Annotated in this window: 11 protein-coding genes and 1 pseudogene; 10 read left to right on the top strand and 2 right to left on the bottom strand. The window is 61.8% G+C overall.

Annotated features, from left to right (window positions below; genetic code table 11):
- Positions 1 to 23 precede the first annotated feature (23 nt).
- Positions 24 to 860: a mycofactocin-coupled SDR family oxidoreductase gene (locus JVH1_RS28990; protein ID WP_009474356.1), complete on the top strand. Its 837-nt coding sequence runs from the start codon at positions 24 to 26 to the stop codon at positions 858 to 860.
- Between the two features lie 34 nt (positions 861 to 894).
- On the opposite strand, the gene JVH1_RS28985 is transcribed toward JVH1_RS28990, so the two are convergent.
- A complete protein-coding gene (locus JVH1_RS28985; RefSeq protein WP_009474357.1) occupies positions 895 to 3,564 on the bottom strand; it encodes a LuxR C-terminal-related transcriptional regulator in 2,670 nt (889 codons plus the stop codon).
- A gap of 325 nt (positions 3,565 to 3,889) precedes the next feature.
- Between JVH1_RS28985 and JVH1_RS28980 the strand changes: the two genes are divergently transcribed.
- From JVH1_RS28980 to JVH1_RS28940, 9 genes and pseudogenes are all read left to right on the top strand, one after another.
- Positions 3,890 to 4,279 (top strand): hypothetical protein, encoded by a 390-nt coding sequence (locus tag JVH1_RS28980; RefSeq protein WP_009474358.1) that lies wholly within the window; start codon positions 3,890 to 3,892, stop codon positions 4,277 to 4,279.
- A 78-nt stretch (positions 4,280 to 4,357) separates the two neighbouring features.
- Positions 4,358 to 4,888, top strand: a complete 531-nt coding sequence (locus tag JVH1_RS28975; RefSeq protein ID WP_009474359.1) for a flavin reductase family protein — start codon at positions 4,358 to 4,360, stop codon at positions 4,886 to 4,888.
- Positions 4,885 to 6,095 (top strand): annotated as a pseudogene (ribB, locus tag JVH1_RS28970) (3,4-dihydroxy-2-butanone-4-phosphate synthase). Before JVH1_RS28975 ends, ribB begins: the two are co-directional and overlap by 4 nt.
- Positions 6,096 to 6,739: 644 nt before the next feature.
- Complete coding sequence (locus JVH1_RS28965; RefSeq protein ID WP_009474362.1) at positions 6,740 to 8,254, top strand: ATP-binding protein; 1,515 nt, start codon at positions 6,740 to 6,742, stop codon at positions 8,252 to 8,254.
- Positions 8,255 to 8,259: 5 nt separating this feature from the next.
- The gene (locus tag JVH1_RS28960) at positions 8,260 to 9,240 is read left to right on the top strand and encodes a PD-(D/E)XK motif protein (RefSeq protein WP_157173957.1); all 981 of its coding nucleotides are present in this window, start codon (positions 8,260 to 8,262) and stop codon (positions 9,238 to 9,240) included.
- Positions 9,237 to 12,269, top strand: coding sequence for a Z1 domain-containing protein (locus JVH1_RS28955; protein ID WP_009474364.1), 3,033 nt, complete (start codon positions 9,237 to 9,239; stop codon positions 12,267 to 12,269). Before JVH1_RS28960 ends, JVH1_RS28955 begins: the two co-directional genes overlap by 4 nt.
- 577 nt (positions 12,270 to 12,846) lie before the next feature.
- The gene (locus JVH1_RS28950; protein ID WP_009474365.1) at positions 12,847 to 14,943 is read left to right on the top strand and encodes a helix-turn-helix transcriptional regulator; all 2,097 of its coding nucleotides are present in this window, start codon (positions 12,847 to 12,849) and stop codon (positions 14,941 to 14,943) included.
- The gene (locus JVH1_RS28945) at positions 14,940 to 15,917 is read left to right on the top strand and encodes a hypothetical protein (protein WP_043778581.1); all 978 of its coding nucleotides are present in this window, start codon (positions 14,940 to 14,942) and stop codon (positions 15,915 to 15,917) included. The genes JVH1_RS28950 and JVH1_RS28945 overlap by 4 nt, the downstream gene beginning before the upstream one ends.
- Positions 15,917 to 16,807 carry a DUF6339 family protein gene (locus JVH1_RS28940; RefSeq protein WP_009474367.1) on the top strand — a complete coding sequence of 297 codons (891 nt, stop codon included), beginning with the start codon at positions 15,917 to 15,919 and terminating at the stop codon, positions 16,805 to 16,807. Before JVH1_RS28945 ends, JVH1_RS28940 begins: the two co-directional genes overlap by 1 nt.
- 13 nt (positions 16,808 to 16,820) lie before the next feature.
- Here JVH1_RS28940 and JVH1_RS28935 read toward each other — a convergent pair whose 3' ends face one another.
- Positions 16,821 to 17,873: a DNA cytosine methyltransferase gene (locus tag JVH1_RS28935; protein WP_085998400.1), complete on the bottom strand. Its 1,053-nt coding sequence runs from the start codon at positions 17,871 to 17,873 to the stop codon at positions 16,821 to 16,823.
- Between the last annotated feature and the right edge of the window lie 79 nt (positions 17,874 to 17,952).

The following is a 17,952-nucleotide window of genomic DNA, read 5'->3' as shown; positions in this document are numbered from 1 at the left end:
CATTCACAACGGAAGGACCCCTGATGGGACAGCTTGAAGGCAAGGTCGCGCTGGTAACGGGAGCTGCACGCGGGCAAGGGCGCTCGCATGCCATCCGGCTCGCGGAAGAAGGTGCCGACGTCATCATCGTCGACATTTGCGCCAAGCCGGCTACGACGAAGTACCGCGGTGCGACGGAGGACGAACTCCAGGAAACCGCCCGGCACATCGAGAAGTTCGGGCAGCGGGCCCATGTCGCCGTCGCCGACGTGCGGTCGCTGAGTCAGCTCCAGGACGTCGTCGCGGGGGGTGTCGCGAAGCTCGGACGCCTCGACACCGTGGTGGCGAACGCCGGCATCTTCTCGTCCGCTCCGCTGCACGAGCTCACCGAAGAGCAGTGGGACGAAATGGTCGACATCAACCTGTCGGGCGTATGGAAGACGATGCGGGCGACGGTTCCCCACTTGATCGAGCAGGGCGAGGGCGGGTCGATCGTCCTGATCAGCTCCACCGGCGGTTTGCAGGGTTTCCCCAACTTCGCGCACTACGTCGCCGCGAAGCACGGCGTCACCGGACTCGCCCGCACCGCCGCCAATGAGCTGGGCGTCCATCGGATTCGGTGCAACTCCATCCATCCCACGTCGGTGCTGACGGACATGATCGACAACGAAGCCATGTACCGCCTGTTCCGTCCGGACCTGGAGACGCCCACGCACGAGGATTTCCGTGAGGCGTGCGAGACGGCGATGAACGTGCTGCCGACTCCGTGGATCGAGCCGGTGGATGTCAGCAACGCCGTGGTGTGGCTGGCGTCGGACGCGGCACGCTATGTCACCGGCATCGCGATGCCCGTCGACGCGGGTGCCCTCAACAAGGTCTGACCAGCACATCCCTGCGGGTGCGGGGCACGCGGAACTACCTCGGCGTGCCCCGCTCCGCGTGCGCGAACGCTGCGGCGATCTCGTGACGCCTGCTCATTCCCAGCTTTTCCAGAATGTGTTCGACGTGCCCTTCCACCGTGCGCGGTGACAGAACGAGCTTGGCGGCGATCTCCTTGTTGGTCATGCCGACGGCGACGTGCGTCGCCACCTCCTGCTCCCTCGGGGAGAGAACGCCTTCCGGGCGCGTGCCACCCGCGGGAGCCGGATCCCCGGACGGCACCGACTCCCCCAGGACGAATCCGGTGATCTCGGAGACCGACATCGCGGCTCCGCTGGCGTGACACTTCTCGAACTGATCGTCCCCCAGTGCCTTTCGTGCCTGCTTCTCGAAGCGTGCGCGCTGCTCGACCCAGTGACTCGAGCCGTACAGCTGCATGCCGAACGACTCCCACATCGAGGAGGCGGCGCCGAGGAGCACGGCCGACCGTTCTGCCGAACCCGCCTCGGCTTCGGCCCATCCCAGTAGGTCGGTGACCAGGGTGGTTCCGACGGCGTCGTCGAAGTCACGTCTCAGGCGAAGGCTTTCGGAGCCGAGTCGGAGTGCGTCCTCGAATTCCTCGTTCATCAATGCCACCAGTCCGAGCCCGTAGACGGCGTAGGAACGCAGCCACGACTCCCCGACCGCGATGGCACGCTCGTTCACCGTCTCGAAGAGTTCCGTGGCACGGGCCGTCTCGTCGGTGAAGCAGTAGAGCATCCCCAGGTGGACGCGCAGCGTGTGGGCGAGATCCTCCCGGTCCGGGATCTCTTCATACATTTCCAGCGCAGCCGTGAGCCGACGTTCCGCCTCGTCGAAATCGCCGGCGAAGAAGGCCTTCAACCCCGTGACGTCAGCCGTGAACGCGCGGGTTGTGGCGTCATCCGCGGTCAGGTTGACGGCGCCGGCCTCGGTCAGTGCCGAGTCGGCGGACTCGCGGTCACCCTGCAGGGTCTGGACGAGGCCCAGATTGACGAGCATCCGCGCCCTGGTGGCTGTCGGCGCCGTCTCCCGTTCGAGGATGCGGTTCAGCCACATCCGGTGTTCGCGCACCGAGAACCCGCACGACCACAGAAACCATGCGCGCGAGACCATGTCCGCGGCCATCCGCACCTCGTCGTCGTCCGACGAATCCAGCAGTGCCACGTGCAGCGCCGACCGGATATTGGCATGGTTGCGGCGCAACTTCTCGCTTCCGGCGCGTTGATCGGCACTGAACCAGTTGTCCGCCGTTGTGGTCACCAGCCGCGCACACCAGCGCAGGTGCCGCAGTGTCAGGGTGTCCATCTCCGAGGCGGTCAGCTTGCTGTTCCCGTATTCGCGGATCGACTCGAGCATCCGGAACCGCACGTGGGTGCCGCCTTCTTCGCGGTGCAGGATCGATTTGCCGACCAGCGCCGAGATGCCGTCGAGCACGGTGTCCGCCGGGACGTCGTCGTCGCTGCACACCTCTTCGGCCATGCCGAGGTCGAATCCGCCCGCGAACACCGAGGCGCGCGACCAGAGGAGTTGCTGTTCGCGAGTGCAGAGTTCGTAGCTCCAGTCCATCGTCGCCTGGAGGCTGCGATGCCGCTGCGGGCCGGTGCGGTTGCCGGTGGTGAGGAGATTGAGCCGGTGATCGAGCCGGTCCGCCAGTTCGTGCACCGACAGCACGGGCAGTCGCGCACAGGCCAGTTCGATGGCGAGCGGGAGGCCGTCGAGGCGATCGCAGACGCGCATCACCGCGTCGCGGTTCTCCTCGGTCAGCTCGAATTTCGAGAGCACCGAGGCGGCCCGGTTGACGAACAGTTCCACGGCGCTGCCCGTCCCACGCGCCGGCGTGGACGACTCCGTTCCGTTGACCGTGGGCAGCGGGGAGAGCGGGAAGACGAATTCGTCCGGAACCGAGAGTATCTCGCGGCTGGTGGTGACGATGCGCAGTTCCGTCGTGGAGCGCAACAGCACCGAAACGAGTTGCGCGCATTCGTCGAGGAGGTGCTCGCAGTTGTCGAGGATCAGCAGCATCCGCCGAGTCCGGAGATACTCAATGATGGTGTTCTCCGTCGGGCTGGCATGCATGTCGCGGTTGGCAAGGGCGAGCCCGTCCACGACGGTCTGGGTCAGGAGGTCGGGGCTGCGCAGCGCGGCGAGTTCGATCACGCGCACACCGTCCAGAAACGCGCGGCGGTACTCGCCGGCGGCATGGATCGCGAAGCGCGTCTTGCCCATTCCGCCCGGGCCGGTGATGGTCACGAGCCGGTGGTCCCCGAGCAGTTTCCGCAGTTCGAGCAGTTCGGTTCGACGGCCCACGAAGCTCGATCCGTAGACCGGGACCGACGGAGCCGCGGGCACCGTGTCGGCGGGGCTGTCGTGGGACTCGCCGGTCGACCGTTCCTCGCGGATGCTCGTGACCCTGCGGGCCAGCGTGGTCCTCGACTTGATCCATTGGATCCTGCGCGCGATCTCCGCGATCGCGATGTCGGGGTCGTCGGCGATCAGCGCCCGGATCGCCGAATCGATGGGGTCGGCGACGGAGCCGCGCCGGCTTCGGTGGTCGGTGGGAGGGTGGTCGAGAGCCAGCGCGCGACGCACCGTGTTGCGCGACATTCCGAGCTGCGCCGCGATGTGCTTGATGGGAGATCCTTGCCGGTGGAGTCGGCGAATCTCATCCCACTCGTCAGCGTTCACAAGGCCCCTTCTGGACTCGTAACCGGTCGGTCAACCTCCCGGTAATTGAGATCTGGATCACCTTGGTCGCTGGTCGCGCCTCCTGTCAACTTTCGGGGGTCAAGATGTGTCACCGCAACCGTGCGCCGTACGCACTCGCACCCGGACTCGGGCCGTGAAAGTGGTATTTACCTGCGCAGATTCAGAGAACCGGGCTCGGATTAGTGTGACCGTAGCGAACCACGTAGCTGGACGGTTCCGCCGGACTCGCCCGCAGGGGCAGGGTGATGCACACCACAGGAACGACTCGTGGTGCCGACATATCCGAAGCGACGATGGAGTCCGCATGACCAACACCAATGCCGCAGCCCTGAAGGCAGCTTTCGCCGCCGCAGACGAGGGGAACCCGGTTCCGCTCGTGGAGCTGTACTCGCACGAGATGACGTGGGCCGGTTTCACCCTCGAGGGGACCCTGCGCCTCTACACCAAGGCCGAGTTCCTCGAGGCGTTCGGCGTCCTCGCGAAGCTCGACGAGTCCCGCAACGAGGTGGTCTCCGTCGACGTGGTGGGTGACGACCTCGTGACCGCCAACGTCCGGGCGTACCGCCGCCTCGGGGAGCTCGAACTCGACACCACGATCGTGATGACGCACCGCTTCGAGGACGGCAAGGTCACCCGCGGCACCGACATGTGCTCGGCGACGTTCGAGGAGTTCTGGGCCAAGACCGGGCTGTAGGTCTAGCTGCTGTCCGGCCGCCGCGGCAGCGCGGCGGCCAGCAACTCTCCCTCCACCCTGAACCTGAAGAAGGTACCGATGCGCACCGCCACCGAACCGCACCTCACCGCCACCACCCCCGAAGACATCGCCGACGCCTACCGCACCGTCCTCGGAAAATTCTGCACCGGCGTCGTCACCGTCACCGCACTCGATCCCACCGGCAACCCCGTCGGACTCACCGTCGGCTCCTTCAGTTCCGTCTCCCTCGACCCCGCCCTCGTCGCCTTCTTCGTCGGAAACACCTCCACCACCTTCCCCACCATCGCCGCCTCCGGCCGCTTCTGCGCCAACATCCTCGCCGCCGACCAACACCACCTCGGCCGCACCTTCGCCCGCAGCGGCACCGACAAATTCACCGGCATCGACTGGACCCCCGCCACCACCGGATCACCCCGCCTCACCGGCGCCCACGCCTGGATCGACTGCCACATCGACCTCGTCCAACCCGTCGGCGACCACCACCTCGTAGTCGGCCGCATCGTCGAACTCGGCGCCACCAACACCCCCGACCCCCTGCTGTTCTACACCTCCACCTTCCACCAACTCAGCCCCACGAGCCCCGCATGACCACCTTGGAGCAGTGCCTCGAACAGCTGCGCGCCGGCAAATCGATCCTCGTCCTCGACGACGAAAACCGGCAGAACGAAGCCGATCTCGTGATGGCCGCACAGTTCGTAACGACCCAGGACGCCGCCTACTTCCTCCGGCACACGTCCGGCTTCTTCTGCGTCGCGATGCCCGCCGAACGAACGCGCACCCTCGGTCTCCCCCTGATGGTCGGGGATCCCCCGCACCCGCTGGGCACCGCGTTCACGGTCAGCGTCGACGCCGCCACCGGCACCACCACCGGCATCAGCGCCGCCGACCGGGCACGCACCATCCGCCTGCTCGCCGACCGCGAGACCGCGACACCGATCTCACCCGGCCCGGCCACGTCCTGCCGCTGCGCGCCCGCGACGGCGGGGTCCTCACTCGGCCCGGCCACACCGAAGCAGCCGTCGACCTGTGCACCCTCGCCGGCCTGTCCCCTGTCGGGCTGATCTGTGCGGTCACCACCGCAGACAAACGCGACATGCTCCGCGGCGACAACGTACGGGCCTTCGCCGCACAGCAGAACCTGCCCGTCGTCACCATCGAAGAACTGGTAACCTACCGGCGCCGCACCGCGACCATCGAACGCTGCGCCGACGCCGAAATCTCCACCGACCACGGCACCTTCACCGCCATCGTCTACCGCTCCACCAGCGGGGTCGAACACCTGGCCCTGGTCTTCGGCGACCCGGCCGGCACCACCGCCCTCACCCGCGTGCACAGCGAATGCCTCACCGGGGACGTCCTCAGCTCACGGCGCTGCGACTGCGGCCCACAACACGCCAACGCACTCGAACGCATCGCCGACGCCGGCCGCGGCGTCCTGCTGTACCTTCGCGGGCACGAAGGCCGCGGCATCGGACTGGCCGCGAAAATCGCCGCCTACCAACTCCAGGACCACCTGGGCCTCGACACCGTCGACGCCAACCTGCAACTCGGTTTGCCCGTCGACGCCCGCGACTATGCGGCAGCCATCCTCCGCGACCTCGGTATCGACCGCATCAACCTGCTCAGCAACAACCCCGCCAAAGCCGCAGGCCTCACCGCGGCCGGCATCACGATTGCCGGCACGACACCCCTGGAAGTCGCACCGAACGAACACAGCGCCCACTACCTCGCGACCAAGCGGGAGCGGCTGAGGAACAAACTCACCTACACGAGGCTGATGGCCGCGCCACGCTGAGGTCGCCAGACCGAGTCAGCAATTCAGACTCTCGTGTCGCCTATGTCGGACACACGCTCAGCGGAATCCCTGCCACTCAGCGACGTGGTTCTGAACCAACTTGGAATGGCGCACTGCGAAAGTGCGACCCTCCTCTGGCGTGTTCGATGCATGGCAACCGAATCCCGGCCGCGCTCACACGGAGGCCCGCCAACAGGGCGACTGCGATAGACAGACCCAGTTGGAGGCTTGGTCCTGTCGCGGCACACGTAGACAGCGCCTCGACCACGCCACGCTGGACGTGGTCCCCCCTTCCGGCTCGACTTCAGCGAGCCTTCTGGGTCGAAACACGATCGGGCACTCGTTCTTGTCGCCACCTTTGGATATCGAGGTCAAGCGCGGGTTCGCCCGCTGAGCAGCCTTGACTGGCTGCCGGTCGCAACGACCGTTCGCCAGTGCACCCGCACCAATGAATCCATGTAACACTTCGACCGGGACCGCCGACATGCTCATTGTTGAGTTAAATTCAGCCGGACATGGGGTCAGTTGCGCGCTCTCTCTACCAGAGCAGGCATACTCCCGCGAAGCGGGTGGTATGACCACCTGGAGACGAAAAATGCGTTAACTCCATAGAATGCCGGCTCGCACGACAGGACGAAACACAGGTGAGTGAAGTCAAGGCAATGCCGATCGAGACTGTGCGGCAGATCCACGTGACTCCAGATCCAGGAGTGATGCGAGCGATCGGACTCAACCACGATTTCGAATCTGCGATCGCCGACCTTGTCGACAACAGTATCGACGCGAATGCCACCAATATCCTCATCCGGTTCGTCCTAGAGTCCGGCCTAGCTGTTCAGCTGATAATCATCGACGACGGGGACGGGATGGACCAAGCGCGCATTGACGACGCAATGCGGCTTGGCAAACCCAAGGCTGAATCGTCAGTGCACCTAGGACATTTCGGGATGGGCTTAAAGTCCGCCTCGTTCAGTCAAGCGTCGACGCTCACGGTCCTTTCACGGCGCGCGCACTGTGCCCCCGAAGGTAGGAGAATGCAGCGCGACAACCCAACAGGAGATTTTGCTGTCGACATATTGGACCCGGAAGCCGTCGGACAGCGTCTACAGCAAACGCTGGGCCTGATTGGCAACAGCGCTTCTGGAACGGCGGTCCAGTGGGACGATTGCCGGACTTTTCCTGTCGCTCAAGATCCAGCAGTGACTATTGCCTTCATCGAGAACAAGGTCGCCGGGTTACGTTCCCACTTAGGGCTCGTCTTTCATCGCCTACTGAAATCAGGAGTCGTCAACATTGCAGTTGACGTTTACGATACCGACGAGCGGGAATCGGGACCTCCTTTCACAATCGAACCGATTGATCCATTCGGGTATAGCCGAACCGGCCGGCCAGGCTATCCCAAAAGGCTCCTGGCGCGGTTGGACACTGACATCGTTCAACTCGACTGCCACGTCTGGCCTGGCGGCGCGGATTCGCATGAGTTTCGCCTCTATGGGCAACCAGTCGACAGATATCAAGGACTCTACCTTTACCGCAACGACCGCCTTCTCATGATTGGAGGGTGGGGCGGCGTCACCCATGAGAGCAAATCGTACAAACTTGCCCGCGTGGCCGTCGATATCGAGAAACATCTCGGCATTTTTACGATGAGCATGGAAAAGGCCAGCGTCCACCTCACGCACGAACTTGTCCATTCGATCGAGCGTGCGACCGCGAAGGACGGCACTAAGTTCCGTGATTACTTGGACGACGCCTCGGACACGTTCAAGGCGAGCAACCGACGAATCCGGCGCCGAACTCCAATCCTCCCGCCGGGGCAGGGACTCCACCCCCGCATCAAACGCACCATCAAGCGTGAAACGCCGATACTGCCGGGTGAGGAAGCTATACGGATCCGTTGGAAGCGCATCGTTGGGGATGACTTCGTCGAACTCGATCGACCGGGGCGGACCTTATGGCTAAACACCCGGTACAGATCGGCGATATTACACGGGGACGCCGGTGGGGTAAACGATGCACCTGTCGTAAAGAGCCTACTCTTTCTGTTGTACGAAGACCTGTTCCGCGGTCAGGCGATGGGAGCGAAAGACAAGGAGAACCATCACTTCTGGAACGAAGTGTTGACGACAGCAGCTCAGTCCGAAGCCGATGAAGTATGAACGCCATGACAGGTGCGTCCGCCAGGCACACGCCAATTGAAGTCATCTCGGACTACAATTCTCAGGGGATCAAGGGGTCCTTCGTCATCGATGGCGTTCCGGCAGCGCGCGTACAACTTGCCCCGCAGGACCGCCTCATCAGCCTCCTCGTTGAGGTAACCGAGAACGTAATCGGACCCGACCTCCGCCTGCTTGCAAACCTCGACTACGACATTATCGAAGACGCCGGCACAATGTGGCACCGTCTCGACGTGTCATATGACGACAACCTCGCCGAGGTCTACCCGGTCCTATGCACAACGATTGACCTCGTTCAGCTCAACGGTGAGACCTTCACCGACGCCGTCGAATCTGTGCTCGCTGGGCTCGGAGACATTCTCACCGGTCGCGGCGGCCTGCCACACGAAAAGCAGGTCGGACTCTTTGGCGAACTCATCGTCCTTCTATCCATTGCGCAGCACTACAACTCGTCCGACGCAGTTGCCGCGTGGCGGGGACCGGACCGAGAAGAACATGACTTCGGTCTCCCTGACAGTGACGTCGAAGTCAAAACGACGCTGTCAGAACAGCGCGCTCACTGGATCAGTAGCCTCACTCAACTCCAGCCCACGGTCGAACGCGCGCTGTACTTGCTCTCGATTCAAATTACCTCCGCGGCCAACAGCACAGGAGCGACTCTTGCAGAGCTTGTCGAGTCAGTTCGCGAACTTCCCGGGATCCCCTTGGGCGAAGTTGACCGACATTTAGAAGCCAACGGATATTACGCTCGGCACGCCGATCTGTACCGCGCTCGATGGGCGTTGCGGAGCGCGCCCGCGTTCTATCTTGTAGATGATGAGTTCCCAGCCTTCACAGCTACGCGTGTAGGTGAGTGCATCCCCAATTCCCAACGTGTCCGGGATATTCGCTACCGTATCAACCTCGACGGCCTTGTCTCCGCGGCCCCACTATTTGCTATCACCAAAATAGGAGCGACCACCGCATGATCCCCGACTGGCATGGCCCCGCCTTCCGAGCAGCACTGAAGATGATCGAGAACGGACCGCCGAAGAATCTCGTTGCCCGTGTCCAGCCTGAGGCCGACGATCACGGTGAGACCATCGCGGCGACAGACCTCACCGCCCTTATCGAGCAGGCTAAGGCGCCAGATCCGCTGCTCACCGCGCTTGGGCTTCTGGTCCACAAGTGGGATGCCGAGCCAGCCACTACCGACTGGACTGGGGGGACAACCGCATCCACTGTTGCTCGCCGGGACCTCATCTGTCAGAAGTTGGGACTCAACAGCGCCGGAGCCGCTGCCTTACTCGCAAAGCGCCCAATCTTCACTGACCCGACCATCGTGATCACAGCACCATGGCAACGCTGGTACGACGCCAACGTCATCGATTCCCATGCCTTCTACTGGCCCCACTACATGGACTACCTACTCAACGTCCGGAAGTGGCCCGAGGAGAACGTCACCACTCTCGACCTTGCGACGACAAGCGTCATTGAACGACTCAGCGATCCGACACGAGTCCGTGCCCACCAGGCAAAGGGCCTCGTAGTTGGCTACGTCCAGAGCGGAAAGACCGCCAATTTCACCGGCGTCATCGCCAAGGCACTCGACGCGGGGTACCGGCTTGTGATTGTCATGACCGGAACAATCGAGATGCTCAGAGCCCAAACTCAGCGGCGCGTCGACATGGAGATGGTCGGACGTCAGAATATTGTTGCGGACCTGACGCCGGAACAGGCCCGCGGCGCCAATCTCGATTACCAGAACGATCCGGACTGGAACAGCGGTCGATTCCTGGATCTCGGGCCTGACCCTATTGAGAGTGAAATCCTACGACTCACCACGCACAAGCATGATTACCAGAAGCAGTTTAAGAATCTGAAGATCGAACGCTTTGATATGAGCAAACCGCTCTACGATCCGGCGAACTTGTTTTCGGCAGACGCCCGATTAGTCATCACCAAGAAGAACTCGGCGGTGCTGGGTAAACTGGTCACCGACCTGCAGGCCAACAAGAAGGCCTTCGCCGAGATCCCAGTACTTATCATCGATGACGAATCGGATCAGGCGTCGGTCAACACAGTCAATCCGGAGAAGGTGAAGGCAGCCAAGCGTGAGGGTGCAGAAGTCAAAGAGCGACGAGCGATCAATGAGCGCATCGCCCAGATGCTCACACTCATGCCCCGCGCCCAGTACGTCGGTTATACAGCAACACCATTCGCAAATGTCTTTGTCGACCCTTCGGACGAACAGGGAATCTATCCGAAGGACTTTGTAATCGGCCTGGAACGTCCAGCCGGTTACATGGGCGTTGAGGACTTCCATGACCTTGACGAGACCGAAGCGCCCTTAACTCCCGCGAACAGCAACTACGCCGCGTACGTCCGTGACCTTGTTGCCTCAGAGCAAGATGATGACATCGAACAGCGGAACGCCGAACTCGCTCGCGCTCTGGATATGTTCGTACTTACCGGTGCTTGCAAGCTATACAGAGAGAGTCAGCCGGCAGGTCCCGAGTTTCGGCACCACACAATGCTCGTTCACGAGTCCGTCAACACAACCAATCAGAAAGATCTCGCTGAGACCGTCCGAACATTGTGGACCGCCGCCTCGTTCAGCACGCCCGCCAGTTTGCACCGTCTGAGGGATCTATACAATAACGACATCATTCCCGTATCTGCGGTTAGACGGGAACCGGAGGCCCCGCCACTACCTGATTTTGATTCCCTAAAGCCCTGGATTGCTAAGGCAATTGGGAGAATCATGGAGCATAACAAGAATCCGGTCTTGGTGGTGAACAGCGACAAGGAGATCCAGCAGCAGCAGCAGCTGCTCGACTTCGACCGCTATAGCACGTGGAGGGTGTTGGTCGGTGGCGCAAAGTTGAGCCGTGGGTTCACTGTCGAGGGTCTGACAATTACTTACTTCAGGCGAGCCGTCACGATGAGCGATTCCCTCACTCAGATGGGCCGCTGGTTCGGGTTTCGTAAGGGGTATCGGGATCTGGTGCGCCTGTTCATTGATCGAGATGCAAAGTTCGGCGCAAGACGTGTGGACCTGTACAAGGCATTCGAGGCGGTTGCGCTCGACGAAGCGGCCTTCCGCGAGCAACTCAGCGTCTATGCCGAATGGGATGGTGACAAGCCCCGAGTCCTGCCATCCCAAATTCCACCACTGGTATCGCAGCACCTCCCGTGGCTCAAGCCGACGGCTAGAAACAAAATGTTTAATGCGGCACTCGAAGAGCAGAGCGACCAGATACTCAGCCCTGCTGGCTATCCGAACCACATCGATGATCAGATTGCGAACCTAGAGCTCTGGCGTAAACTCCTAGCCAAGAGTGACACCAACATTGCATTCCCTGCAGCCGGACAGACCAGCCTCCGCGCATTTATTGGGGTCGTCGACGCTGCGGCGTTTGTGGACCTCATCGAAAAGATGACTTGGATGTATTTCTACGGCGCTCGATCAGTGACACCAAAATTGAAGTATTATCGACGCCTCCTCGAAATGGCATCCCCGCCTTTGAGGGATTTCTTGATCGTCATGCCACAACCAGGCGACAAGGTCGAGAATATCGCTGGAGTCGGGAATCGGAAAATCATCAACCGCGACCGGCGAGCCCGCGGTGGCGATGTAGTCCCGAAGTTCGGTGAAATCACAGACCCGAAACACCGGACTCTCATAAAACCTCTTCTTGGGTCGAAGGCGCCCGTCGGCAGACCGCTTGCCGACCAGTGGGCAGACGGTCGTGGAGTTGTTCTGGCGTATCTCGTCAGAGAACAACATCCGAAGTTCGATGCCACACCCAAGGCCACCCTCGCAACTTCAGCACCCGAGCGTGGACTCATCATTGCCTTCTCCATGTACCTGCCAGACGCAGCTGTCGGGAACGACACCGTCTTACGGTTCCGAGTCCTGCATGGCGACGATCCGTCGATTGTTTCTGTCGACGTTGATTCCGATTCGGAACTCCGACATCCTAGGGGGATTATGCCAATGAACCTGCCCGCATAGAAGCAGGCCTATGTAAGCAACTGCGGGAGTACAGACCGGACGACTTCGAACTGACAGTCATCCGAACTGGCCAGATCGCGCGCAGTTGAGGTTCGCCCGTCAGCCTCGAATGTAATGGTTGATGGGACCTCACGACGAGTCGGTCCGCCAGTTGCTGTTTGAGCAGTACGCAGGAGGATGCCAGATCTGCAGTGCCACCATTCCGAGGCGGAACGGTGAACCTTACCTTCACTTCGCCGAGCGGAACCTCAGTCAGCTCGCGGATCCCCTGGTGCATGGGATGCTAACTACGTGTACCCACGCTTCGGTGACAGCAGACGTTACTCGACCCACGTCGCGTCACGGTGCGCCCAGTCTGAGGGAGGCATTGACGAGGACGCTTTGACTTTCAAACGCTGCGGTTACGCCGCTATTTCCACCCAAACCACAAAGCACTTCTTGGACCTGCAAGTTCTACTCAAGTCAGACGGTATTTGGACAATCGAGATCCGGCAATTTGACGGCGCTCCCGATGTCAATATTCGCTGATAGGATTTTCGATCGTTAACCTGGACATCCCACGAACGGACCACCGCGAATGATTGCACAAGGAGAAGCGTTCGGCCCCTGGTTAGGTCGGCAGCTTCGACGAGCAGGCAAATCCCAGGCTCAGTTGGCGGGCGACTTGGGTATCACTCGTGCAGCGGTATCCGCCTGGATCACGAACCGCGCCGAGCCCCGGGACGAGATGAAGACCAAGATCGCGACGGTCCTTGGCACCGACGCGTCCTCGGTTGCGAACCGGACCACCGATGTTGACGCTGAGCTTCGACTGCGATGGCATCATCGCCCGGCTCATGCAGACGGCGGACGCGAGTACGGTAACGCTGCCGCGTTCGCCTTCCAGGCAGACCTATCAGTCCTTGCCCGTGAGGCCACCCAAAACTCTCTCGACGAACGCTTCGACGCCACAAGTCCAGTCCGTGTCGATTACACGTTGCACGAACTGACCGGCGAGCATTTGACCTCGTTCCTCGCGGCGATTCAGTGGGGTGAGTTGGAAGCCCATCTAACGAGCGCCGCATCAGCCGAGCAGAAGGTCTCACGAAGTCTGCGAGCTGCGCTGGACGATCTCGAGGAACAACAAACGCTCTTGCTCCTCCGCATCGAGGATTACAACGCGTCAGGGCTCACCGGGCCCGAGTACAGCGACGGTCGATTCGCTGCCGTTGTGCGCCGCCAACTCGACAGCCACAAACAGTCCGGACTGCGGGCCGGCGGGTCCTACGGCCTTGGTAAGGCGACACTATGGGCCACCAGCCGATTCGGTTTGGTCCTCATGAACTCGACGCTCTCAACGCCGCACGAAGGCCGCACGGAGCGACGACTAGTTGGACGCCTCGACCTCCCTTGGCACGAGGTCGACGGAACTCCCTTCGCGGGGCCAGCGTGGTTTGGTGAGCCGGACACGGAACCTGATCACCGCGGCACCTCCCGATCGTGGTGGGCGGCTGAGGAATCCGTTCGCCGCCTTGGCCTTGATCGGACATCGACTGAACCCGGTACGTCTTTCCTCATCGTGGGTGCCCACGATGCATCAGGCGATGCCGGCACGCTCGAAGAAATGCACGACAAACTCGTGCGATCGCTGGCCGACGGATTCTGGGCAGCGATGGTCGGCGGACTTACGGCGGGCCCGTTGATGCAAGCCAGCGTCACAACGCGGCGCGACGGCAAGGTGATCGTCGCCAAAGAGACTGTCGACCCGAATAGCCACCACCCGGCCCTGAGCCGCGCCATGCGCGCTTACCTCGACAATTCAACAGTCAGCGAGCTGACTGCGGCCGATCAGGTGGCGCGCGCCGAAGTTCCGCTCGTTGTAACGCCACTGAAGGGCCAGGGGCGCAGAAACGGGAAAGGCGTACTTCACAATTCGGTCCTCCTTGTAACCCCTGCGGCGGAAAGCGCGGAGTCCACGAACCGCGTGACGTTCATGCGCGGCAACCGCATGACAATCGTTGAACATCGGCCTCGGGAGATCCCGTTAGGTACTCCTCCATTTCAAGCCGTCCTTCTCGCTGGCTACGCCACCGGTAGAGAGGACGACGACGTTTCTGTTGCCGAGGCGTTCCTTCGCGCATCAGAACCGCCTGAACACGACAAGTGGGATCGCACTGAAGAACTCACATCCTCGTATCAGAAGGGCGCAATCACCAGGCTGAGGGAGTTCCGCGCCGAGATCGACAAGGCCGTGCGGGGACTGGTCGGGGAGCGCGAGGTCGAGCGCGGCGGTGGCCCCAAGGCCCTCCGTGAACTCCTACGTTTGGACGCTCCACACCCATCATTCATCCGCAAGTCACTAGGGGCACCAACGGTCCGAGGAGTGACTGGACAGATCGATCACGCGGGGGCCTGGCATGTCGCTGTAACCCTTAGAGTACCGGAATCAGACAGTGAACGGCTCCTTACTCCTGTCGCCAAATTCGACGTCAGATCAGGAGGACGCCCGATGATCCGGTGGCAGGAATTGGACGCAAGTGAAGGCTGCCGGATCGAGGGAGGTAATCTTGTCATCGAGGCGGGCGTGCGGTCAGCGACGTTCGTCGGCGTCACCGATCCTTCCACACACCCCGTCCACGGACGTCATGCGCGTCTGGTCGTCGAGGCCCAGGCTGCCCGCGGTGGCGCTTCATGAAACCGGTCTTCTCGTACCCCACACTATTCGGTGACGCCGATCTGGAAGTCCTGTCCGTGTCTATCGACGGTACTCAATTGCCGTACAAGCAGATTTCAAGACCCCAGCGGACGGTTGCCCTGCACGAAGCAGGGAGGGCCAATTGGGACATCGCGACTCTCAAGCTGACGGCGTCGTTGCCTGAATCGGAACTCGCTGACCGAGACTGGACTGAAGTCGTCTGTCTTGCAGTCCTGTCTGAGAAATCGACTAACAGCCGTTCGTCCGTGCGTCTGAGCCGACACCCTGATGGAAGCTGGCAGGGGACCATCGATCTTTCGCGCTCGCGGCATATCCGACGCGCGACACTCGCCCTCACGGTTACCGCTGAGGTCGAAGGAGTGGCGGGGCGTGTTGTCGGTGGCACTCAGGAGCCTTGGTTCATCGACCTGACATCGACCAAACCAATCCGCCAACGTGATGTCGACATCGTCGAAGAAGACTTCCGCGATGGCAGCCAGACCTGGCTGAGGCCGTTCAAGGATTCAGCGTGGATCGTTGACACATCCACTGACACACCTCGGGTGTACCTCAACACGACCGCAGTTGAAGGACTCACCGATATTCTCGGCGCCACGGGTGGCTCGACTGAGGAGAAGTTATTGCGGGACATGGCTGCAAGCCAAATCGCTCAGGACGCATGGATCGCGATGTTCCACTCCGCGGTGAGCGCCTTGGAAGTCGATGATGATGGGACTCCGATAATGCCCACCGGATGGCGCGAATCCGTACTCAGAATGATGCTCCCCGACGTCATTCCTGATCGACAGCTGACCGACGCGCTGTATGAGATCGAGCGCCAACGAGTCGATGGCGGAGGATGGGCCGACGTTCAGACGAGGATCCACTTCGCGGCGGGCCGCCGAAGCCAGATCGCGAGAAAACTATCCTCAGCTGTGCGTAACATCCACCAAGGCGGACGGAGCAGCCCCTAATGCATCACGCTATCCCTGAGATGCTCGGATTCCTGTCCAACGGATCAGCAGCCAAGCACCTCAGCCGAGGGATCCAAGCGGGACTGGAGCGACCTCCCATCGCTAGTCTTACGAAGGACGCCGCCTACAACGACGGAACTGGATCACGTTGGCGGGCCGAACCAGTGCGTGAACTGCTCGTCGAGGCAATGGACCGCTTCGAGTCAAAGAGGGCAAGTGCAGATGGTTGGCTTGCGCCGCGCCTCCACGCCACATTGCGCCTGACAAGGGCAGAGGCAGCCGAGATGGAGCTGTGGAATTACATCGCCCTCGTTGTTGCTCCTGACTACGTCGTCTGGCGCCACAAGGGAACCGACGTGGCATTGCCTGTTCGATTCAGCGGCCCCCACTACACCCAGGCGTTCGCCCGTTTATGGTGGGCCGCCGAACTCTTCAGGAACGGTGAGGACTACCGCCCGGTGGAGGTCGCGTGTCAAGTTCAAGATGTCCTGAACACGACGATGCGCCTTGATGTCATCGATCACCGGCCAACGGCACTCGCCATCATTCACATCCTCGAAGACTTGATACAAAATGAAACAACACATCTCGGCGACCACATCAATGCCCTCTCATCCGCGGTTAATACCGCGGGCAGCACAGTGGTTTACGACGTGTTGGCTCCCGACCTTCCTGCTGATGACGACGCCGTCCGCGAATGGATATCGGAAGCTGAAGGCATGTCATCGGTACCGTGGGACCGGCTGCCTGACGGACCGGCGGACGGAACTATAACCGCGGGCGCACTTCACGCAATCGTTCCATTGTTCGAAAACCTCCTCGCCGAGGCGCCGAGGCGGAAGCGACCGCGACACGCCGCGGGCGATGATGGGGACACAGCGTCCGCGTAATTGGGCCAGCTATTCATCCGGTCGATTGCGAGGACAAGGCGGGAATCCCAGCGTTGCCGCGAAGCCACAGTCGTCGTACTGCCGCATCGAAGAATGTCTCGTCTAGATCCAGATGCAAGGCGGCCGCGAGTACATGGGCCGCGAGACGGGGGGGAATGGCATTGCCGATCTGCTGAGCAATGCCATTGCCCGACCACGGGTAGTCCTTTGGGAACGTCTGCAACCGGCCGGCCTCGGAGTGGGAAAATCGCTCGAGTTCCGAGTTGCTAGGGGTCACCACACGATTGCGCGATACTTTCCCCGTAACCGTTGCAGAAGGTTCATCAGAGGTACGGCGCCCGCGCGCTTTTGGATCTCCGCCGGAGCCATAGTTTGAGATCACGACAAACGGTTCGCGACGGTCCAGAGCTGTACCCATCGTTTCCCACGCGAGGCGCGTCTGGTCGCCTGCGAGCCTCGGGATTCCCTTCCGGTATTCGCGATGTGTCGGCACCGGTAGCGATGGGGCGTCGTGACGATTCGCGATGAGGATCGCGCGACGCCGTGTTTGCGGAACACCGAATTCCTCCGTGCGAAGGACGCCACAGTCGACCTTGTAGCCGAGGCCCTCGAGCGCCTCCCCGACAGCTTCCCAGACAGGCAGCACCGCTGGGACCTGTTCGAGCACGACCGCATCATAAGGAATGCCTAATTCGTGAGCCTCAAGTACCCACCGCAGCGGCTGCAATACCAGACCCGTACGCTCGTCCTCCAGGCGAGCGACGCTGGACGCGATATCAAACCCAGCAGCCATCTGCTTGACGAATGAGAGCACCTCGTCCAGCGCTCGGCGACCAGTGCCGGAGCCGGCCAGGGTGTACGTCTGGCAGGGTGGGCCGCCCGCGAGAACGGTGGCGTCAGGGAAGTCGCGTGGGCCGACACTCCGCACGTCGCCCTCTTCGGTGCTGAGCCCGGCCGCGCGGCGAGTGGCGCAAGCGTCCGCGTCCCATTCCACGCCATGAACAGGTATCCCGAGCCAATGGGCAGCTACATCGAGGCCGCCCGGCCCGGCAAACAAGTCCACCATGCGAGGCTGCGATGAGTGCGCTGGACGTGACTGATCGGGGGCCATGAGGATGGAGCATATTACGACCCACCGACGATCT

Origin of the sequence: Rhodococcus sp. JVH1, from assembly GCF_000280725.2 — a bacterium.
GTDB classification, from domain to species: domain Bacteria; phylum Actinomycetota; class Actinomycetes; order Mycobacteriales; family Mycobacteriaceae; genus Rhodococcus_F; species Rhodococcus_F jostii_A.
This window is presented reverse-complemented; position numbering and strand designations above follow the sequence as displayed.